The organism is Steroidobacter sp. (assembly GCF_036402275.1).
In the GTDB taxonomy this organism is placed as follows: Bacteria; Pseudomonadota; Gammaproteobacteria; order Steroidobacterales; family Steroidobacteraceae; genus Steroidobacter.
Genome location: NZ_DASWTF010000048.1, coordinates 348,443 through 367,748, shown reverse-complemented (window position 1 = coordinate 367,748; position 19,306 = coordinate 348,443). Strand labels below are relative to the sequence as shown.

Annotated in this window: 19 protein-coding genes; 8 read left to right on the top strand and 11 right to left on the bottom strand. The window is 62.8% G+C overall.

The window, feature by feature from the left end; all coding sequences use genetic code 11:
• Window positions 1-67: 67 nt before the first annotated feature.
• Entirely contained in the window at window positions 68-442 is a 375-nt protein-coding gene (locus tag VGD45_RS28890) for a hypothetical protein (RefSeq protein ID WP_331158861.1), read from the bottom strand.
• A gap of 140 nt (window positions 443-582) precedes the next feature.
• On the opposite strand from VGD45_RS28890, the gene modB reads away from it, so the two are divergent.
• Window positions 583-1,272: a molybdate ABC transporter permease subunit gene (modB, locus tag VGD45_RS28885; RefSeq protein ID WP_331158860.1), complete on the top strand. Its 690-nt coding sequence runs from the start codon at window positions 583-585 to the stop codon at window positions 1,270-1,272.
• Window positions 1,273-1,279: 7 nt separating this feature from the next.
• The gene (modC, locus tag VGD45_RS28880) at window positions 1,280-2,437 is read left to right on the top strand and encodes a molybdenum ABC transporter ATP-binding protein (RefSeq protein WP_331158859.1); all 1,158 of its coding nucleotides are present in this window, start codon (window positions 1,280-1,282) and stop codon (window positions 2,435-2,437) included.
• Here modC and modA read toward each other — a convergent pair.
• A complete protein-coding gene (gene modA, locus VGD45_RS28875; protein WP_331158858.1) occupies window positions 2,376-3,191 on the bottom strand; it encodes a molybdate ABC transporter substrate-binding protein in 816 nt (271 codons plus the stop codon). The genes modC and modA overlap by 62 nt on opposite strands.
• 80 nt (window positions 3,192-3,271) lie before the next feature.
• Between modA and VGD45_RS28870 the strand changes: the two genes are divergently transcribed.
• Window positions 3,272-3,697, top strand: a complete 426-nt coding sequence (locus tag VGD45_RS28870; RefSeq protein ID WP_331158857.1) for a winged helix-turn-helix domain-containing protein — start codon at window positions 3,272-3,274, stop codon at window positions 3,695-3,697.
• 162 nt (window positions 3,698-3,859) lie between these two features.
• Here the strand turns inward: VGD45_RS28870 and VGD45_RS28865 are convergent, their stop codons facing one another.
• Window positions 3,860-4,927 (bottom strand): phytase, encoded by a 1,068-nt coding sequence (locus VGD45_RS28865; RefSeq protein ID WP_331158856.1) that lies wholly within the window; start codon window positions 4,925-4,927, stop codon window positions 3,860-3,862.
• A 164-nt stretch (window positions 4,928-5,091) separates the two neighbouring features.
• Window positions 5,092-5,553, bottom strand: coding sequence for an Lrp/AsnC family transcriptional regulator (locus VGD45_RS28860; protein ID WP_331158855.1), 462 nt, complete (start codon window positions 5,551-5,553; stop codon window positions 5,092-5,094).
• A gap of 161 nt (window positions 5,554-5,714) precedes the next feature.
• Between VGD45_RS28860 and ald the strand changes: the two genes are divergently transcribed.
• Complete coding sequence (gene ald / locus VGD45_RS28855; protein WP_331158854.1) at window positions 5,715-6,827, top strand: alanine dehydrogenase; 1,113 nt, start codon at window positions 5,715-5,717, stop codon at window positions 6,825-6,827.
• Between the two features lie 132 nt (window positions 6,828-6,959).
• Here ald and VGD45_RS28850 read toward each other — a convergent pair whose 3' ends face one another.
• Window positions 6,960-8,843, bottom strand: coding sequence for an MFS transporter (locus tag VGD45_RS28850; RefSeq protein ID WP_331158853.1), 1,884 nt, complete (start codon window positions 8,841-8,843; stop codon window positions 6,960-6,962).
• A 116-nt stretch (window positions 8,844-8,959) separates the two neighbouring features.
• Here VGD45_RS28850 and VGD45_RS28845 point away from each other — a divergent pair, with 116 nt between their 5' ends.
• Window positions 8,960-9,589 (top strand): rhomboid family intramembrane serine protease, encoded by a 630-nt coding sequence (locus VGD45_RS28845; protein WP_331158852.1) that lies wholly within the window; start codon window positions 8,960-8,962, stop codon window positions 9,587-9,589.
• Window positions 9,590-9,631: 42 nt separating this feature from the next.
• On the opposite strand, the gene VGD45_RS28840 is transcribed toward VGD45_RS28845, so the two are convergent.
• Window positions 9,632-10,036, bottom strand: a complete 405-nt coding sequence (locus VGD45_RS28840; RefSeq protein WP_331158851.1) for a VOC family protein — start codon at window positions 10,034-10,036, stop codon at window positions 9,632-9,634.
• 163 nt (window positions 10,037-10,199) lie between these two features.
• Between VGD45_RS28840 and VGD45_RS28835 the strand changes: the two genes are divergently transcribed.
• Window positions 10,200-10,682 (top strand): SgcJ/EcaC family oxidoreductase, encoded by a 483-nt coding sequence (locus VGD45_RS28835; RefSeq protein ID WP_331158850.1) that lies wholly within the window; start codon window positions 10,200-10,202, stop codon window positions 10,680-10,682.
• 7 nt (window positions 10,683-10,689) lie between these two features.
• Here VGD45_RS28835 and VGD45_RS28830 read toward each other — a convergent pair whose 3' ends face one another.
• The 3 genes from VGD45_RS28830 to VGD45_RS28820 are packed head-to-tail and all read right to left on the bottom strand — an operon-like array spanning window position 10,690 to window position 12,718.
• Window positions 10,690-11,787, bottom strand: coding sequence for a saccharopine dehydrogenase family protein (locus VGD45_RS28830; protein WP_331158849.1), 1,098 nt, complete (start codon window positions 11,785-11,787; stop codon window positions 10,690-10,692).
• Between the two features lie 3 nt (window positions 11,788-11,790).
• Entirely contained in the window at window positions 11,791-12,192 is a 402-nt protein-coding gene (locus tag VGD45_RS28825) for a thiol-disulfide oxidoreductase DCC family protein (protein ID WP_331158848.1), read from the bottom strand.
• Complete coding sequence (locus tag VGD45_RS28820) at window positions 12,182-12,718, bottom strand: DUF4166 domain-containing protein (protein ID WP_331158847.1); 537 nt, start codon at window positions 12,716-12,718, stop codon at window positions 12,182-12,184. The genes VGD45_RS28825 and VGD45_RS28820 overlap by 11 nt, the downstream gene beginning before the upstream one ends.
• 271 nt (window positions 12,719-12,989) lie before the next feature.
• Here VGD45_RS28820 and VGD45_RS28815 point away from each other — a divergent pair, with 271 nt between their 5' ends.
• Window positions 12,990-13,439, top strand: coding sequence for a CBS domain-containing protein (locus tag VGD45_RS28815; protein WP_331158846.1), 450 nt, complete (start codon window positions 12,990-12,992; stop codon window positions 13,437-13,439).
• A gap of 6 nt (window positions 13,440-13,445) precedes the next feature.
• Here VGD45_RS28815 and VGD45_RS28810 read toward each other — a convergent pair whose 3' ends face one another.
• The gene (locus VGD45_RS28810; protein ID WP_331158845.1) at window positions 13,446-16,100 is read right to left on the bottom strand and encodes a fused MFS/spermidine synthase; all 2,655 of its coding nucleotides are present in this window, start codon (window positions 16,098-16,100) and stop codon (window positions 13,446-13,448) included.
• 46 nt (window positions 16,101-16,146) lie between these two features.
• Window positions 16,147-16,770 (bottom strand): putative 2OG-Fe(II) oxygenase, encoded by a 624-nt coding sequence (locus VGD45_RS28805; protein ID WP_331158844.1) that lies wholly within the window; start codon window positions 16,768-16,770, stop codon window positions 16,147-16,149.
• A gap of 202 nt (window positions 16,771-16,972) precedes the next feature.
• Here VGD45_RS28805 and VGD45_RS28800 point away from each other — a divergent pair, with 202 nt between their 5' ends.
• Window positions 16,973-19,255 (top strand): hypothetical protein, encoded by a 2,283-nt coding sequence (locus VGD45_RS28800; protein WP_331158843.1) that lies wholly within the window; start codon window positions 16,973-16,975, stop codon window positions 19,253-19,255.
• Window positions 19,256-19,306: the final 51 nt, after the last annotated feature.

Here is a 19,306-nt window from a genome sequence, read left to right as displayed (position 1 = left end):
GAAACTAAAAATTCAATTCCCCCTCCCGTTCACGGGAGGGGGTGAGGGGGTGGGTCTTCGGCTCGGATCAGCTCTTCTTTTCGCGGGCCTTGTACACCTTCACCTGCTCGTTGAAGCGGGCGGCGGTCGCTTCCAGCTCCTCGACGGCGGCGTTGTGGCGCTTGGTGTGGATGGCCTTGATCTGCTCGACCTGATCGGCCGGCGCATCGGCGCCGGCGGCCTCGATGCGGGTGTTCATTTCGGTTTCCAAGCACTCCAGATAGGAGCTCACCGAGGCGTTGTATTCCTTGATGGCCTTCATACCGGCGACCATCTCGTCCTGGGTCGCGGTGGCGCCATCGGGCAGGCCGGACGGGGTCCTGGGATACGAGCACTCCGCGCTCGCGGCAGCGGCGGCGACAAGGCTGGCCAGCAGCGTTCCGGTAATAATGGTTTTGTTCATGACGAATCCTCTGGCTGACCCGAGCTCGATGCCCGGGTGTATGGATCTTACGGTGTGGCCGCGCCGCTTGGCTATGCTCAAAACTTCCACGGTGGCCCCGCCACGAGGGGCTCGTCTGCACGCTCCACTATACTGACGCGATGATGCTCACCGCCGCCGAGGTGGACGCTGTCCGCCTGAGCCTGTCGATTGCCTTGCGCAGCGTGTTATTCAGCCTGCCGCTGGCCATCGTGGTGGCCTGGCTGCTGACGCGCCGGGCGCTGCGCGGCCGTCTGCTGCTCGATGCGATCGTCCATCTGCCGCTGGTGCTGCCGCCAGTGGTGGTTGGCTATCTGTTGCTGCTGTTGTTTGGAATGCGCGGACCCATCGGCGGCTGGCTATATGAGAACTTCGGAATTCAATTGGTCTTCACCAGCGCTGGCGCGGCGGTGGCGACGGCGGTGATGAGCTTTCCTCTGATGGTGCGCGCCATTCGTATTTCGCTGGAGGGCGTGGACGTGGGCCTCGAAGATGCAGCGCGCACGCTCGGCGCTGGGGCTTGGGATCGTTTCTTCAGTGTGACTTTGCCGCTGATGTTGCCCGGCATTCTCGCTGGCGCAGTCATGGCGTTTTCGGCCGGGCTGGGCGAGTTCGGCGCGGTCATCACATTCGTTTCCAATATTCCGGGCGAAACGCGGACGCTGCCGTTGGCGCTGTACACCGCCCTGCAGACGCCGGGCGGCGATGCGATGGCGGCGCGGCTCGCGACGATTTCATTTTCGCTGGGCCTGCTCGGGTTGATCACGGCTGAATTCATCGCGCGTCGCGTGCGGCGGATGCTCGGAAGGTAGCGGCTGCATGTTCAGTATTCGCGCCAGGAAACATCGCGATGGGTTCGTGCTGGATGTGGCCATCCAGGTGGGGGCGCCGGGGGTGGTCGCGTTGTTCGGTCGCTCTGGCTGCGGCAAGACGACGTTGGCGAACATCATCGCGGGGCTGCTGCCTGCGGATGAAGTGCACATCGAGATCGATGGCGTGCCGCTCGATGCGAATGGCAAGTCCCTTCGGGCCGAGCATCGGCGCATCGGCTACGTTTTTCAGGATGCGCGGTTGTTTCCTCACCTGGATGTGATGGGGAATCTGCGTTACGGAGAGAAGCGCGCCAAGCGTTTCGTTCCGCATTTGCATGATTTGCGGATGAATCCGCCCCCGGCCGCGTCGAGGATCACGCTGGACATGGTCGCGCCGCTGCTCGGGTTGGAGCCTTTGCTGTCGAGGCGGGTCAATCAGCTGTCCGGTGGCGAGCGTCAGCGCGTCGCCTTGGGGCGGGCTTTGTTGTCTGGCCCGCGTTTGCTGTTGCTCGATGAGCCGTTGGCGTCGCTCGATGCCGCGCGTCGCGAAGAAGTGTTGCCGTACCTGGAAAAGCTGCGCGACGAGCTGGCGATTCCGATGATCTACGTGAGTCACCAGTTCGAAGAAGTGCTGCGACTCGCAACGCACGTCGTGTTGATGGATCGCGGCAAAGTGCTATCGCAGGGCACGTTGGATGACTTGAGCTTGCATCCCGAGCTGCGCGCCATCGTCGGTTCCGACGCTGTCGGCGCGGTACTTCACGGCACGGTCACGGCGGTCGACGGCGGTACCGGGCTTGCGACGGTTCGCATCGGCGACAACTCGCTGCGTATCAATCTTCGCGACGCGAAGGTCGGCGCCGCTGTGCGCGTTCAACTGCTGGCGCGGGACATCATTCTCGCGACCAGCCGCCCTGAGAATCTCAGCGTTCGTAACCTCATGACTGGTACCGTCTCGCGCGTGGTGGCGGACGATGCTGACACTGATTTGGTCTACGTCGACATCGGCGGCGCGCATGTCCTCTCTCGCGTCACCCGCGCCGCCTCGATCGCTCTCGATCTACGCGTTGGCTTGCCGATTTGGGTACTGGTGAAGTCCGTGTCTATTCGTGGGCACGCGTTCTTCGAGGCTCCGCCGTCGGCTTCTCGAACCCCGCTTTCGTGAAGATCGCGCGGGCTGGGTCGCTGCTGAGAAATTTCAGAAAAGAGTCGGTGGCCGGCGAAGCGGTCGTAGTCGCGGCGACTGGATAGGTAATGGGTTCGTGCGACGATTCAGGGAATACATCTACGACGCGTACCTGCGGCTCGACCGCCGCGTCAGTGGCGTACACGATCCCGAGCGGGGCTTCACCTCTCGCGACGTACATCAACGCGACACGTACGTTATCTGCCCGAACCAGCCGTGGCTCGATTGCAGACCATAGATCGAGGTTGCCGAGCGCCGTCTTCGCGTATTTGCCGACGGGCACGGAGTCCGGATCGCCGGTAGAGAGGCGGCCATTTGCGCCCAGCGCCTTTAGCAGTGGCGCGCCACGATCGAGTTTCAAAGTAACTTTGCTGTCCTTCGGCGCGATCAGAACCAAGCGATTGCCCAGCAGGTCGGTGCGCGTGTCGGCCTTGATCAACTTGCGTTCCTGCAGGTAGTTCATCCAATCCTGGTCGGCGGATAAGAAGGCGTCCGCCCGCGCGCCCGATTCGATCTGCCGGGCCAGCGCCGAGCTGGCGGCAAAGGAAAACTTCACGGGGACATTGGATTGCCGGGTGTACAGCGGCCCGACTTGCTGTAACACATCGGTCAGCGAGGCCGCCGCGAACACGATCAGCGGTTCGCGCTGCGCCTCGGCCGCCTGCGCCGGCAGGCTCAGCAGCAGGGCGATTGCGATGACGCGTGTACAGATACTGGCCAGGGAGCGGATCATATCGGTGCCTCGTTGCCAGCCAGCGCTTGGATCGCGGCCGGGGCTGCGTTACTTTGGTACATCGCCCGTGGAGACAAGCGATGAGCCGGCTCAAGATTACCTTGCGTGTCGATTTCGATTCCGTGCATGCCATCGGGCCCGGCAAGATCGCGCTGCTCGAAAAGATGCGCGACTCCGGCTCGCTGTCGCAGGCGGCTCGCGAGCTCGACATGAGCTATCGCCGCGCCTGGCAACTGCTCGCCAGCTTGAATCAGACCTTTCGCGAGCCTCTTGTGCTGACGAGCACGGGCGGCAGCGGCGGTGGCGGCACCACGCTCACCGAATTCGGTGAAGCGATCGTGGCGGCGTATCGACAGTTCGAAAAAGAAACCAACGCCCGGGCCGAAAAATACTTCGGCCACATGCTCAAAACCGTAAGCCCCGACCGCGACGGCGGCCGCCGCTCCATCACGCGCACCCAACGCTCGCCGACCACGGCAGCGGCTCGACGCGCAGCGTCTCGTTGATAGAGGTGCGTTCACTCAGAAATCCCACTTGAGCCTGGCGGAACAGGTGCGGCCCTCGCCGCGCAGCGCGATATCCGTGAGGATATAACGGATATCGGCCGGAGCGCTATGTCCGATCCACGTGCGCCGATCGCCGCGGATTGAGAACTACCCCGTGGAAGACTACAGCGGCAGGTTGAGCGCCTTGGCGATCCGCTCCCAGGGCACGAGCTTGAAATTCTGAGCAGCGGAGGGAGCGGTGTTCTTGCCGTCCTGGGCGACGAAGACGCCGTGGGCGAAGGCTGGACCCAACGACGCACTGCTGACATCGATGCCGTCGGTGTCGGTGGTGCCGTCGATGCCTTCGCGGCTCGCGACGATGGCGAATTTGCCAATGAAATCGTTCTGCCCATCGCGGCGATACACGTTGTAGTCGTTCGAGCCCTGGCTCGAGACCAATAGATAGCCCGCGTCTCCGGCGCCGTAGAAGATCGTCACACCTTCGGCATCATCAGTAAGATGCCCCGATGCGACGGAGTCGATCTGAGTGCGGGCGTCGCCGCCGTTGGGGCTGGCGGAGTAGCGCCAGAGGCCGACGTCTTCTTCGGCGATATATAAGTGGCCAGTGCCGTCATCCGCTGCGCAGCCTTCCGCTTGGGAGCCGACGAGGAATTCGCGGACGAGGCGGGCGCCGACTTTGGAGCCGCGGGCTTCGAGTTGCCATTGTTTGAACGCGCCGCTGTCGCCGTCATTGGCGAACACGAAATACTCACCGGCCGAGCTGCGATACATGCATAAGCCATACGGATCGGCCATGCCCGTCGCGATCTTCCCATCGGCCACATCGCTCAAGCGACCGTGGGCATCGACTGCATACAACGACAACGTCCGGTCGGTACGATTGGTCGCCGCGACGATGGCGACCTGCTGACCGCCGAGCGCAAAGCCATAACGAATATCGATGTTGTTCATGCGTCCGTCGGGCAACGACTGCACGCGCTTGCCGGCGAGGTCATATACATCCAGCCCGTTCTTCTTGTCCGTGCCGATGATGAGACTGCGCGACGGATCGGTTGGATGCACCCAGATGGCCGGATCGTCCGCCGCATCGTTCGCGCTCGCCACAGGCTCCGTCTCCACCGAAGCGAACACCGGCTTTGCCGAACCCGAACTGGCGAAGCGGTCGCTCGTGGCGGTAGTGCACGCGCTGACCGCGACGGCAGTCAGCAGCAAAGGCATCAAACGTTGCATTCAATCGAACTCCGCCGGCCGCATCGTGCGCCGGTGTTGGTGTGAGGATTTCAGGAGCTGACGTTGCTAACGCTCAACGTCCGAGGCGCATTTTACCGACGCCAGGCTGACGGGTGACTGTCGATCTTCGTCAGCCACTCATCAGCTTCGTCACATTTCTGTCATCAACGAATGGGCAGCTCGCGCGACTTTTGCACCGTGCGCAGCGCGAAGCTGGAGTGAACGCGGGCGACGCCGGGCAGTCGAGTGAGATGTTTGCTGTGTAGTCGCTCGAAGTCCGCGGTATCGGCGACGACCACGCGCACCACATAGTCATAGTCGCCCGTCATCAAATAGCATTCCATGACCTCGGGAATCTTGCGCACGGCTTCTTCGAACTTGCGCAGATCGGTCTCGTCCTGACGATCGAGCGTGATGTTGACGAACACGTTCACGGGGCATCCAGCCTTCTGCTGGTTGATCAGAGCGGTATAGCCCTCGATGAGCCCGGACTCCTCGAGTTGGCGGATGCGACGTAAGCAGGCCGATTCCGACAGATTCACGCGCTCGGCCAGCGCGCTGTTCGGAATGCGGCCCTCGTGTTGCAGCGCCTGGAGGATGGCGCGGTCGAAGCGGTCGAACTTCATGCGCAAGAATCCGTCGTGACGGCTGGGTAATGCCGCAGATTCTGCCATAGATCCGGCCGAATGCGCCCGATTGGGGCAGCTTCGTGCGTCGGCGCCAACCTAGAGTGAAGTCGTTTCGCGCTTTCGCTCCGACGATCAATCGAAAGTCATCACGAGGTTTTATGCGCATCGGCGTACCCAAAGAGATCAAGAATCACGAATATCGCGTCGGTCTGGTGCCCGCGGGGGTTCGTGAGCTGGTGGCGTCGGGCCATCAGGTGCTCATTCAGAGCACGGCCGGGGCCGGCATCGGCGTCGAGGACGCGGCCTACGTCGCGGCCGGGGCCAAGATCGTTGGCACCGCCAAGGAAATATTCGATGCCGCGGACCTGGTGGTGAAGGTCAAGGAGCCGCAGCTCACCGAATGCAAGATGCTGCGTCCGGGTCAGGTGCTCTTCACTTATCTACATCTGGCCGCCGATCCCGAACAGGCCAATGCTCTGATGGCGTCCGGCGCGACGGCCATCGCTTATGAAACAGTCACTGCTCCAAACGGCTCGTTGCCGCTGCTAACGCCGATGAGTGAAGTCGCCGGTCGCATGTCGGTGCAAGTGGGCGCGGCGTCTTTGCAAAAGGCCAACGGAGGAATCGGTGTGTTGCTCGGGGGCGTGCCTGGCACGGCGCCGGCGAAAGTCGTGGTGCTGGGGGGTGGTGTGTCTGGTACGGCGGCAGCGGAGATTGCGGTCGGCATGCGAGCCGATGTCACAGTCGTCGATCGCTCGTTGAAGCGCTTGCGCGAGTTGGATGCTCTGTTCGCCGGTCGTCTGAAGACGATCGCGTCGACCGCCGAAGCGATTGAGTCGCTCGTCACTCAGGCAGATCTCGTCATCGGCGCTGTACTCGTGGTCGGCGCGGCTGCGCCGAAGCTCGTGACGCGCGACATGGTCAGCAAGATGAAGAAGGGCGCAGTGATGGTGGATATTTCCATCGATCAAGGCGGCTGCTTCGAGACCAGCAGACCGACGACTCACGCCGAGCCGACGTTCGTGGTCGATGGCGTCGTGCACTACTGTGTGACGAACATGCCGGGCGCTGTGCCGCGCACGTCAACCTTCGCGCTGACGAATGCGACGTTGCCGTATGTGAAACAGCTGGCCGATCTCGGCGTGGAGAAAGCGCTGGCGGCGGATCCTCATCTGGCCGCGGGCTTGAACGTTCATGCCGGAGCGATTACTTGCGAGGCAGTGGCTCGCGACCTGCACCTGGCGTATCGCCCATATCGTGTCGCTGCCTGATGACAGACTTTTGAACAAGTGTCTTCGAGACGCGGCGGTGGTTTCATAGCACCGTCGCTTTTTTGACAGGCCCAACCTATCCCCCTTTGAGCCCGCCGTATCCGGCGGGCTTTCTTTTTGGGGCGGCGGTTCCTACCGCGCCTTGCCGCGAAGCTCCACGACGCGCTCGCGCAGCAATTGAAGGTCGGCCCGTTCCGGCGTAATCAACTCGCCGACCTTGAGGGTGATCCTGGCCCAGAAGCGACGCGGCCAACGTTTCCACACTTGTTTGTATTTGCGGGAGAACATCGAGTCCCACAGGCCGGACAGCGACATTGGCACCACGGGCACCGGTGTTTCTTTCAAGATGCGCATCATGCCAGCGCGGAATTCGCCGATCTCACCATCAGGCGTCAGCTTGCCTTCCGGAAAGATACAAACGAGGTTGCCGTCGCGCAGCTCGGCGGCGACGAGCTGAAACGCACGCTCGTAGACCTCCGGATCTTCCTTGGAGGGCGCCACCGGAATGGCTTTCATGCCCCGAAACAGGGTGCTCAATACCGGGATCTTGAAAATACTCCGCTCCATGATGAAACGAATCGGGCGCGGGCAGGCCGCCGAGATCACGATCGCGTCCGCGAAACCGACATGGTTGCAGATGAGCAGCGCCGGGCCTTCCTCGGGAATGTTGTCGATGCCGCGGCGGTCCAGTCGGTACACGAAATGGATCAGCAGCCAGGCGATGAAGCGCAACAGGAACTCGGGCACCAGGCTGTAGATATAAATCGCGACGAACGCATTCAAGACGCCCGTCAGCAACAGCAGCTGCGGAATCGTCAAGCCGGCGTGCAGCGCCAGCGCGGCCAAGCCGGCGGCCACCACCATGAACACGGCATTGAGGATGCTGTTCGCGCCGATGACTCGCGACATGATCTCGCGACGCGTGCGCTGCTGAACGAGCGCATACAGCGGCACGATGAACAAGCCGCCGAACACGCCGATGAGCGCCATATCGATCAACACGCGCAATGAACCGGGCGCCGCGATGAATTCGCGAGCGGAAAGATTGGCGCCCGCCATTGTGGGTGTCGCAAAGAAAAGATCCACGGCGAATACCGTGAGGCCGATGGAGCCGAACGGCACCAAACCGATTTCCACTTTGCGCCCGGACAAGCGCTCGCAGAGTAACGAGCCGATGCCCACGCCCGCCGAGAACATCACCAACAGCACGGTGACGACTTCTTCGCTGCCACCGAGGACATCTTTTGTATAAAGGGGCAGCTGCGCGAGCACCAGCGCGCCGTAGAACCAGAACCACGAGATGCCGAGGATCGAGAGGAACACCACGCGCGACTCGGCGGCGGCGCGCAAGTTTTCCCACGTCGACGTCCAGGGTCGCCAATCGATTTTCAGCGTCGGTGCGGCGGGCTGCAGCTTGGGAATTGCGAGGCTGCTGAGAAAGCCGACGGATGCGATGGCCACGAGAGTGATGACGATCGTCGGAATGCTGCCGTCGGCGGCGAGCAGTCCGGCCACCAGCGTGCCCAGTACGATGGCGACGAACGTACCCATTTCCACCATCGCGTTGCCGCCGACCAGCTCCGCGTCGCGCAGCACTTCCGGCAACAGGCCGTACTTGGCCGGCGCGAAGAAGGTCGAATGCACGCCCATCAGGAACAGGGCGCCGAGCAGCACTTCGATGCTGTGGGTCGCGAAGCCGACGCCGGCGATGCCCATGATGGCGATCTCGGCGGTCTTGACCGCCTTCAATACCACCGACTTGTCGTACCGGTCGGCCAGCTGGCCGGCGAGACCCGAGAACAGCACGAACGGCAGGATGAAAAGCCCGGCCGCGACGTTGGTGAGCAACGCCGGCTCCAGGGCGGTGTAGCTTGCCGACTGGTAGGTCGCGATGATAACGAGCACGTTCTTGTAGACATTGTCGTTGAACGCGCCGAGGGCCTGGGCGCCGAAGAACGGCAGGAAGCGTCGCTGGGCCAGCAGCTTGAATTGCGATTGGTTTGATTGTTGACTCATTCGCGCACCGGTAAGGGACGAATCGGCAGGCATCCTACCGTGTCACCCCGGCGTTTGGCCCTGAACCGGCTTGGCATTTCCATGTAGGGGTCGCTGCAGGGAACTGACGCGGCACGGTGCGCTTTGTTGTCTGGACCATGCCGCGCATTACGCCGCTCAACCAGGCGATCATCGTCCTCAACCTCATCGTGTTCCTCCTGCAGGGACTCTCGGGCGGGCTGATCAACGCGTACTTCGCTTTGTGGCCTCCGCAGGCCGGGGCGCTCGGCTACCCCGAGTTCCACCTCTGGCAACTGCTCACCTATGGCTTTTTGCACGGCGGCTGGGAACATTTGTTCTTCAACATGTTCGCCGTGTTCATGTTCGGGTCGGATATCGAGCGGCTGTTCGGCTCGCGGCGCTACCTGTTCTACTATCTGGCGTGCGTCGTCGGCGCGGCGGCCATGCATCTCATCGTCGTATCGGCCGGCGGCGGACCGCCCGCGCCGGTGGTCGGCGCTTCCGGCGGCATATTCGGCCTGCTGCTCGCGTTCGGCATGGCGTTCCCGAAGCGCATGCTGATGTTGATCTTCCCACCGATTCCGATGCCGGCGTGGCTGTTCGTCACTCTCTACGGCATCTTCGAGCTGGTGATGGGCGTTACCCAGACCGCCTCCGGCATCGCGCACTTCGCCCACCTCGGCGGCATGGCCACCGGCTTCGTCATCATCCGCTACTGGAGCTCTCAGCGCCGCCCGCGGCGCTGACGAGTTGTTTATTCCCTGTTAGCCAGTTCGCATGTTGAATTCTCACGAGAGCAGGTCGCCGCGATAAACGATGTGAACTTTGTTCCCATCCGGGTCGCGAAGATATGCGCCGTAATAGCCTGCACCGTAGCGCACGCGTTCGCCGGGCGGACCTTCGTCGCTGCCGCCGGCGGCGAGCCCGGCGTGATAGGCGCTGTCGACCGACTCGGCGCTTGGGGCTAAGAACGCCACCATGCCGCCGTTAGCGACGGTGGCCGGCTCACGATTGAACGGCAGAGTGACGTAGAAGCGGGGCAAAGGCTCGCCGGGCGATACCCAGCAGGCGGAGTCCGGTCCGCCGTCCGGAATGACTTGGCGGCGTTTCAGCCCGATCGGTAACAGGACTGCGTCGTAGAAGGCAGCCGCGCGCTGCAGATCGCGAGTCCCGATCATGATGTGGCTGAACATGAAGCGCCTCCTCAGGCTGTGACTTTCAGCGCGAGCGAACATCCTGCCGAAAACGCCGCCCCCATTCCAGCATCGCGCCCTTGTCCGTTTTCCTGTTACCCTGGCGTGGCAGGGACCATCGACGGAACCGGTCGCGCGAACCGGGTCGATAAGGGGGAGCGACATGAGTGTGCGGGTATGGCGGTTTGTTTTTCTCGCGATCCTGGTCGCGATCTTGAGCCCGTTCGTGCATTCCGAAGCGGAAAGCTCTGCCGTCGACGCCAACCGAGCGCTGGCCATTGCGTTCGAGTCCGCCTGGAACGCGCATGACATGAAAGCGTTCGGCCAGTTGCTCACCGAGGACGTTGTATGGATCAACGTCGATGCGGGACGCGGTACCGGACGGGAAATGGTGGAAGGCGGCCATGCTCGCGTCCACGCTAACAAATTCAAAGACAGTGTCATCACGGTGAACAACGTCGAAGTGTCGCTGCTCAAGTCGGATATCGCTTTGGTGTATGTCGACTGGGGCCTTCGCGGCGATCGCGATAACGACGGCACTGCGCGCCCACCCCGCGAAGGCGTGTTCACCTGGGTCACGAAAAGAGAAGGGGATGCCTGGAAGATCCGATCGAGTCACAACACCAATAGGAATGTGGTGCGCTGAGAGCCGATCAGCCCGGCACCACTCGCAAATCGAGCCCGTCGCCCACTGAGATAATGTCATCGACTGTGAGCAGGCCCATGCAAGGCATGGCGCCTCGCTCGGAGACTTCATCTCGCAACAACTTGCGCGCCAACGCGATGGCAGGAAAGCAGGGGATGAACGGTCCGTGATCCTGATCGGCCAGCAGGAACCAGTTGCGCACCGCCGGCTCCCCGTTGAGATCGACCCCACGCACAGTGACGTGCATGGCGCTGCATTTCGAACCGAAGCGGGCGAATGTAGTGGCCGTGCGATGAAGTGCAGGCACCCAGCTCTTGAGTGAAGAAATCACGCCCGCTCGAACCAGCCACGACGCGAGCCACAGTCCGAACATGCTCGTCGCCGGCCCGACGCCGGCGCGGAACTGCACGGTTCGCACCGGGCGATAGCGCTCCGGAAACAAGTCGAGGTCGGGCACGTCGCAGCTCGCGATCCAGCGTCCGCTGACAGGATCGGGATAGCGCCGGCGCATCAGATCTTGCCAGCCGTGCACCGGATGCCACTCGTTGTCGCGCCACTGCTTGAATGGCTTGCCCGCGTACGCGAGTACGCCATCCATCGTCGCTCGTCCCGGCGGTCTTGCTCCGGAGGTGATGCCGTGATCGATGCTTTCGATGGACGAGAACTGAGTCCTCAACGCATCGACCACTGCCGATGAGAGTGCAGGCAATGAGCTCGCGCCGCTGACGACGAGCGTTTCACTGCGTTTGGCTTCTTCATCAAGCGTCTTGATGCCGCAGACATAGTCACGTCCGTCGGCGAGATCGATGTAATGCGCTCCGGCGGCGATGCACGCGCGCGGGACGGTATAACTTTGTCCTTGGAACGGGCCCGCCGTGTGAATGACGATCGTTGTCCCCAGCTTGCGCAACTCGGCGGTGAAGTCGGCGGCGTGGGCATCGAGACGGCGCGGTTCCGCCGAACCGCCTGATTCTTCCGCGGCCTCCGTCGCTTGCCGAAGATCCCGGCCACAAACGAAAACGCGAGCATCGGCCTCGTGCGCCAGCGCCGCGACGATGCGGCGACCGAAGTTGCCATACCCGCCGAGAACGACGACCGACTTCATGCGTCAGCTCAGGAACCTGTCCGCGGTCTGCTCGCTCGGCACGACGCAAAGGTCATGGCGGCCGAACAGCTTGTATCGATTGCGCGCGATGAATCTATACGACGCATCTCGTAAGAAACGGGGCAGCACGCGAACCATCATTGCGAGCACGCGCCAGCGCCCGCCGAAAGAATTCAGTACTCGAATGATGGCGTCCGTGTCCATGTAACCTCGGCCGCTTTCCAGCAGCAGAAAAGATTTGGGGTCGTCGGGATCCAGGCCGTGCCGGCTCAGCAGCTCCCGTCCTGTGGCCGTCTGCATGGCCGCGAATTTGTACAGCCGGTGTCTATCGTGGCGGAGCACGAAGCTGACCCAGTGACTGCACAGGACGCAGACACCGTCGAACACCAGCACTCTATCCGTCATGCGAAACCAGCCAACCTCGATAGTGAACGATCAGGCCGATGCCGCGCACGTGCGCGCTGACATCGAAACCGTAACGGCCGTCGTCGATGGCTTCCGACGCCGCGCACTTCAACAGCCAGGTCAAAGGCAAGCGCAGGAACGCGAGCCGCGCGCTATGCAGAGTCCAGACGATGCGTTCCTGTTCAGCAGCCAACTCGAACGCGAGCACGAGGGGCCCGAGCCGCTCTTCGAGGCGCTGATTGCGAACCGCCAGCCGCGATTGCATGCGATGAGCGCCGAACTTGCGTACCCAACGTTCCGTGGCGGCATGGGTGTCGATGGTCACTTCCAGGGGCACGTCCATTCGGGCCAGGGGCAAACCGGCGATGCGAGCAATCGTCCGCGCCAGCCAACCGTCGCCGCCGCGAATGTCACAGCGGCCAACGTACAGCTTGGTGGTGCGTGCGTCGTGGATGGATTGCAGGGCCGGCGCCAGGCGCTCGAAGGCAGGGCCCAGCAGCCTCGCGTACAGGCTCGGTGCTGACATTGCGAACAGATCGCGACAACTCTTCCTGATGTGTCGTAGGCGCTCATTATAGTGCCGCGGCCTTCGCCGGTCATGACGGGCGCAGGGACAGCTTGATACTGCCGACTTGTCTTAATCTGTCGCGAACGATCGGCATTTCTACGCATGGATGTGGCCCATCGTGGCTTCTACAGTGCAGTTGACCTGGCAATAATCAATTCCCTTTTTCAACAAGCAACGGAATGACTTTTCGGGGTAGGCGCTACTCAGCACGAGCGCCGAGGAGAGAGTCATGAACGTGGGCGAACACTGCCATCGGGGAGTGATCTCGATCGCGGACAGTGCCGATGTGGTGACCGCTGCCCGGCTGATGCGAGATCAGCATGTCGGATTCCTGGTCGTCCACCGCCACGGTGACGAGTTGCGTCGAGTGGTCGGCGTGCTCACCGACCGCGACATCGTGCTTCAGGTGACCGCCGCGAATCGGGATGCTCGCACCACCAAAGTTCAAGATGTCATGTCACGGCAGCCGCTGCTGGCGAACGACTCGGACGAGTTGCGTGACGTTCTGCAGGTCATGCGGCTGGCCGGGATTCGTCGCGTACCAGTAGTCGATGCGCATGGCACGCCGGCGGGCATCATCGCTCTCGAAGACGCCATCGAGCTCATCACCGGGCTACTCTGCGACATCTCCGGGTCGATTCAGAGCGAGCGCCGCCATGAATGGCGGGCGCAGGCCTGAGGCGCGCTAGTTGGCGAGCAACTCGGCCAGTGCGCGGCGCGCGTCTTCGCGGTCTGGCTGAATCTGCTGTAGTTCGAGTAGGAGTGCGCGCGCCGCTTCGGGATTTTCCCGGCCGAGCGCCAGCGCCATCCGAAATAAGGGATCGTAGGCGGGGCGAAAGTCCGGGCTGATACGAAGCACGGCCAGTAACGGCTCGCGAACTTGCTCGATCATGTCATGAACATTCGACGAGGGACGAACGTCGCGGCCCGCTTCGATGAAACGATTGCGGGCCGTCCAATAAGCGGCGAGCTTGGCGCTCCACTCTGACTGCGCCGTCCCGGTCAGCAACTCCGCTGGTGTGATATCGACCTCACTGAGTAGTTCAATCAGCCGATCGCGCGCCGCCGATGTCGGCGAGTAGGTGATCGTCGGGGCGCGGTAGGCAACGATCGGTCGGTCATCGGTGTTGAGCGACGCAGCGCCTGCGAACTTCGCTAACGCACGTGGGCCCGCGACGAAAGCGCCGAAGAGGGCGAGGTCGTCTGTGATGCCGAAACGTGCGAGCTGATCGGCATTCGCTGTCGCGAGTTGGGCGCGTACCTGGTCGAGGTCGAAGTGCTGGTCATTGCGATGTGAGATCAGGCCGATCGTCGGCGTGTCGAGACTGTAGGTCGAAAGCAGCGCCGCGCCTTGGGGGAAGACACTGAGATAAGAACGAACGATGCTCCGCAGAGTGTCGAGGTCGAGCTGGTGCAGCGGCAGCCATTGGCAGAACACGCCGTCCTCGCCCAATCGTTCACGCACGCTCTCGAAATGTTCGATCGTATAAAGAGACGCGGAGCCGCTCCGGGCCGGGTGGAAGTTATCGGCGACGATCACGTCGTATTGCTCGCTGCTGGTGCGCACGAACCGCCGGGCGTCGGCGCTCATCGTATGCAGGCGCGTGAGATCGGCTCCGTCCGCGTAGGAACTGGCGAAGTCCGTTGCGGCGGCGATCACTTCCGGGACGAGCTCGACGGCATCGGCTTGCAGTGCCGGGTGTAGAGTCGCCGAAGACGCGGTCAATCCAGTGCCGAGGCCGAGAAACAAGGCTCGCTTCGGCGACGGGTGCAGGAATATGGGCAAGAGCGCCTGGCGCGCGTCGGCGAGCAGCGTGGCGGTGCTGCCTTCCTGCTGTCGATTGTTGATGTGCAGAGTCGCGACGCCCGACGCGTCCTCGATCACGCTGACGCTGGCCATCACGCCTTCGATGTGACTGACCAGCTTGCCGCCGTCGGGCACGTGCGTATTGAGCAGCGACGGGGCCCAGACCAAGCAGCTCGCTGCTGCCGCGAGCATCGCCCAATGACTCGGCTGCTTCCATGCGGGTCGCGCCACCAAGAGCAAATATCCGGCGGACACCAGGATCAACGTCGGCTTCAGACCGGTGATGGGCAACAGCACGACGCCGAACAGAAGGGGCGCCACTGCAGCGCCCAATGTATTGATGCCAATCGCCCGTCCGAAACTGATGCCGCCGTCACGCGCTCTGGTGCTCAAGTGACTGAAGAGCGCGCCCATCACGATCGTCGGCAATAGAAATGCGAGCGCAGCTATCGCTGCCTCGCCAATCAACGCCGACGCGACGCTCGATCCGAGCGCGCCGAGGATCCATCCTTTGACCGCGTCCGCGCCAGCCAACAGCACCGTGCCCAGAAGGCACGCTGCCGCTAGCGTTTGCAGAAGCATGTTCTGCAAACGCGCGCCGCTGCTTGCACTCGTGTCATCGCCGCCAATCAGCGAGGCGGCGGCGCCTTTGTTGGTGGCCTCGCCGAGCCGCGATTGCCCGGGGCTGATTTCGGGCTGCGCGCCGTAGTTGGTAAGCCAGCGCGCATGGATAGCGGCGCCGAGCGCGGTGCCGATCAAGTACACGGCCAGGAGCAGCGCAAACGTGTACACCGTGTTCTCGGCGATCTGACTCAGCGCCCGGACGACCAGCACTTCGTAGCCGATGCCGAGCAAGCCCGTCGCGGCGAGCAACCAAAGCATGCTCCTGTCGGGGCGCGGCTGCGCGCCCTCAGTGACGGCGGCGTTAGAAGCCTCATGCGCTTGCAACCGCAGCGCCGCCAACGCACACGCCACATTGAGCGCGGCGCAAAAGATGCCAGAACGCATCAGCCCAAGTTGCGGCACCAACCAGAACGCGGCCGCAAGCACGCCGAGCACAGCACCTGCTGTGTTGGCGGCATATAAAGCACTGATGGAAACATTCCTGAGCGACGTGGCCGCGAACACGCGTTCCATCGCCGGCAACGTCGCACCCATCGCCATCGTCGCCGGTAACAACAATACCAGCGTACCGAAGAAGGCGACGAACCAATGCCACACAGGCGTCGGCTGCGGCCCGAGCAATGTAAGCAATGCGTTCGACGCCGGATCGAGCAGCGCAATCAGCGCCAGACTCCAAACGCCGATCGCAATCTCACAAGCCGCGTACCAGCGCGCCGGTCGAGCGGTGCGCTCGATGCGTGAGCCGAGAGTCAGCGCGCCCAGCGCCAAGCCGCCGAAGAACGCCGCAACCACCGCGAGCACCGCCGCCGATTCGTGGCCGAGCCACGACGTGCTCTGCTGAGTCCAGACGATCTGATAGGCGAGGCCGGCAAACCCCGACGCCACCATCAGGGCACAGGCAAGCCCCATGTGATGGGACCGCTCGGCGCGAGCCGCGTCGGCCAGGCTCCGCGCGTCAGCCGCTGAAAGCAATTTTGTAGCCCCAGGAATCCAACCGCGTGGGAATGGCGTTGAACGCCAGCGTGATCCGCCGTGCGCCCGGGTTCGGCGGCACCGCGTGCATCAGATAACTAGGAAACAGCACGATATCGCCGGGCTCCGGCTGCGGGCTGATCCACTTCTCCGCGTTGTACGGTCCCGTGACGCTGCCGGCGTGATCGTTCTTGAACGAGAAGTCCTTGCCGCCAGGCGACTTCATGAACACAGTGCGCGAGTCGGAATGCGTCGGCGTGAGATAGGCCACGCCAGAAATAAAACTGTTCGCATGGTTGTGCATGGCCTGCCGCCCACCGGTGTCGAGCAGGTTCACCCACATCTCTTTCAGCGACCAGGGCAGTCGCTCGCCGAACAACAACGCACCAAATTCGCTCAACAGCGGCGTGATCGCCGTGGCCGCGGCCACCAGCAGCGGGCTGTCCGACGGCTTCAGCATCGTCGTGTGCGACAGGTTGCCCGACGAATTGTTGGCGAGCCATGCCTGCGTACTGAAGTGCTCGACCAAGCCCTTCACTAACGACGGCTGGAGCGCGCCGGGTATTCGCATCAACGGCGTGGGAAAAAGACCAATGACCTCGGACATGAACTGCTTTCGGCATGACTCGCGCGTGCGCGCAACCTTTTATTTTAGGACTGCGATTGCTACGGCTTCGTGACAGCCGCGCCGACCGATGTCGCAGATCGGAAGCAGACATCATTAATAGTTCACATGACAGTCACATGCGCTATCTACGCTCCCTTCCTTCACAACACCCCCGACAGCTTGAAGGGAGCTTCGATACAAGATGAGAGTCGTATTCACCCGCAGTCAGATCGCAGCGGCGGTCGCGACTGTACTCAGCGCGGCCACGATGACCGCTGCTACGGCCCAGGATGGTAGTGACACCGGCACGCCGGCAGTGAAGCCCAAGGGCACCTACGCCACGGGCGATTTCCACAACCACACGACATGCTCCGACGGCTCCATCTCCATGGAAAAGCTGGTCAAGAAGTCGACGGACAAGCAGGAGACTCCCTGGGGACTGGATTGGTTCGTGCAGGCCGGTCACGGCGGCAGCGGCAACCGCAATTGCACGCTGGTCGAAGACGCGTCGCTGAGCACGCCGGCGTATCCGTACGTCGAAGGGCGCGGCCCGACCACCACCTGGGCGAATACCATCGGCGCTGCCGCCGTGAAAGGTAACACCGGCTCCTCCGATGGCAGCTCCACCACCACGCTCGCCTCGCAGGCGAACCCGAGCATGTGGCGCTGGCAGTCGATTCAGGAATATCAGTATCCGGTCACCGAGTACCTGAGCGGCCTGAAGAACATTCCGGTGTTCATGGGACTCGAGTCGGTCGTGGCTGGTCACGAGCACACCTCGATGTCGGTCATCAGCGGCCAGATCGTGGGCAAGAAGGGCGGCACGATTGGCGCCGGCGGCTACGTGCCGGTGGGCGATGCCACCGCGCTCAGCAAATGGTCGTACTGCTTCGATCGCGGCGACTCGGACAACAGCCGTGGCGGCAGCAACAACTGGGACTGCTCGGTGCCGGGCAGCGAATATTCCTCTCCCTCCAACCCGGACTGGAAGCCGGCGGCTGCGAAGCTGTTCCCGGCCGGCGGCACGGGCAGCGGCGAGCGCGGTCACCTGAAGACCGTCGAAGCGATGAAGTGGATGGCCGCTTATCACCCGACCACCAGCTACTACGTGCCGGCGCACCTCGAGCGCGCTGGACCGTTCAACCCGAACGGCAACAACGGTTTCAACATCGAGCACCTGCGTAACTTCAACAACGCCGCCCCCACGGTCGCGTTCGGCATGGAGACGCAGCCTGGTCACGGCGCCTCCGACAACCGCGGCGAGTACAGCCCGGACCGCAACAGCATCGGCGGCGTGCGCGTCGACAGCGTCGGCGGCACCACTTATGGCGGCACCGGCGTGTACGGCGCTCAGATCGGCGGCGTCTGGGACGCGCTGCTGGGTGAAGGTCGCAACTTCTGGTTCTTCGCGAGCTCCGACTGGCACAACCGCGGTCAGTTCGCTCCGGACGATCGTCGCACCACGCAGGACTTCTTGCCCGGCGAATATCAGCGCGACTTCGTGATGGTCCGCGACACCGAAGGCAAAGCCAAGGACATCAACACGCCGCAAGAGATCGTCGACGGTCTGCGCAGCGGCAACAGCTGGACCGCTTCCGGTCAGCTGATCGATCGCCTCACTTTCGTGGCCTGCGCGGACGACCGCTTCAAGGGCACGGCGGGCATGGCGCAGCTGGAAGTGCTGGCGCTGCAGGCGGCGATGAATCGCACCGATCTGCAGACCAACGCGAACTGCGCCACCATGGGCGAGAAGTTGAAGATCCGCATGGGTCAGGAAGTCGTGGTGGCGATCGCTCTGCGCGATCCGACCGGCACGAGCTTCTCGCCGTACACCTTCGCCAATCCGTCGCTCGCGCAGATCGGCGTCAACCAGCCGCTCAACAAGCCCGAGCTCAGCCATGTCGACGTGATCGGCGGCTACGTGAAGGGCTACAAGCAGCCGGGCTCGCCGCAGTACTCGGGTCAGTGGCCGGACAACTGGATCGACAATCAGGACATGAGCACCGTGCCGGAGGGCGCGAAGAACACCAGCGCTCGCATCCTGCGCACGTTCGGTCCCGGCACCTGGAAGAGCAAGTACGGCAATGGCAGCGATGCCTACGCCGGTTTCAAGACCATCGTGTATCGCCTGCCGAACACGGCGGACTCGCAGTACGTGCGTCTGCGCGGCACCAACCTGCCGGCTTCCGTGCCGTACGAGACCGATGCGAACGGCAATCCGCTGGCGGACATCTACACCAACGCAAGCGATCCGTCGAAGCTGACGATCCCCTGCACGGCGAAGATGACCACGCAGATTCCGGCCAACACCGTGTACACCGGCGCTGCCATCGACGGCTGCCCGGATCACATGGCTCGTTATCCGGAAGTCACCGGTCCGCAGTACGTCAGCTATGACGTGGCCGCATGGGCCGACCTGTGGTTCTACAGCAACCCGATCTACATCGAAACCGACAACGGCTACAAAGTTGCCGGCGTGAAGTAACGCTTCGCGTGTTGTGAGCCAAAGAACGCCGCGCGGCAACGCGCGGCGTTT

Coding starts and splice junctions, on each gene's coding strand:
- VGD45_RS28890 (WP_331158861.1), bottom strand. CDS start 442: ATGAACAAAACCATTATTACCGGAACGCTGCTGGCCAGCCTTGTCGCC.
- modB (WP_331158860.1), top strand. CDS start 583: ATGATGCTCACCGCCGCCGAGGTGGACGCTGTCCGCCTGAGCCTGTCG.
- modC (WP_331158859.1), top strand. CDS start 1,280: ATGTTCAGTATTCGCGCCAGGAAACATCGCGATGGGTTCGTGCTGGAT.
- modA (WP_331158858.1), bottom strand. CDS start 3,191: ATGATCCGCTCCCTGGCCAGTATCTGTACACGCGTCATCGCAATCGCC.
- VGD45_RS28870 (WP_331158857.1), top strand. CDS start 3,272: ATGAGCCGGCTCAAGATTACCTTGCGTGTCGATTTCGATTCCGTGCAT.
- VGD45_RS28865 (WP_331158856.1), bottom strand. CDS start 4,927: ATGCAACGTTTGATGCCTTTGCTGCTGACTGCCGTCGCGGTCAGCGCG.
- VGD45_RS28860 (WP_331158855.1), bottom strand. CDS start 5,553: ATGAAGTTCGACCGCTTCGACCGCGCCATCCTCCAGGCGCTGCAACAC.
- ald (WP_331158854.1), top strand. CDS start 5,715: ATGCGCATCGGCGTACCCAAAGAGATCAAGAATCACGAATATCGCGTC.
- VGD45_RS28850 (WP_331158853.1), bottom strand. CDS start 8,843: ATGAGTCAACAATCAAACCAATCGCAATTCAAGCTGCTGGCCCAGCGA.
- VGD45_RS28840 (WP_331158851.1), bottom strand. CDS start 10,036: ATGTTCAGCCACATCATGATCGGGACTCGCGATCTGCAGCGCGCGGCT.
- VGD45_RS28835 (WP_331158850.1), top strand. CDS start 10,200: ATGAGTGTGCGGGTATGGCGGTTTGTTTTTCTCGCGATCCTGGTCGCG.
- VGD45_RS28830 (WP_331158849.1), bottom strand. CDS start 11,787: ATGAAGTCGGTCGTCGTTCTCGGCGGGTATGGCAACTTCGGTCGCCGC.
- VGD45_RS28825 (WP_331158848.1), bottom strand. CDS start 12,192: ATGACGGATAGAGTGCTGGTGTTCGACGGTGTCTGCGTCCTGTGCAGT.
- VGD45_RS28820 (WP_331158847.1), bottom strand. CDS start 12,718: ATGTCAGCACCGAGCCTGTACGCGAGGCTGCTGGGCCCTGCCTTCGAG.
- VGD45_RS28815 (WP_331158846.1), top strand. CDS start 12,990: ATGAACGTGGGCGAACACTGCCATCGGGGAGTGATCTCGATCGCGGAC.
- VGD45_RS28810 (WP_331158845.1), bottom strand. CDS start 16,100: ATGGGGCTTGCCTGTGCCCTGATGGTGGCGTCGGGGTTTGCCGGCCTC.
- VGD45_RS28805 (WP_331158844.1), bottom strand. CDS start 16,770: ATGTCCGAGGTCATTGGTCTTTTTCCCACGCCGTTGATGCGAATACCC.
- VGD45_RS28800 (WP_331158843.1), top strand. CDS start 16,973: ATGAGAGTCGTATTCACCCGCAGTCAGATCGCAGCGGCGGTCGCGACT.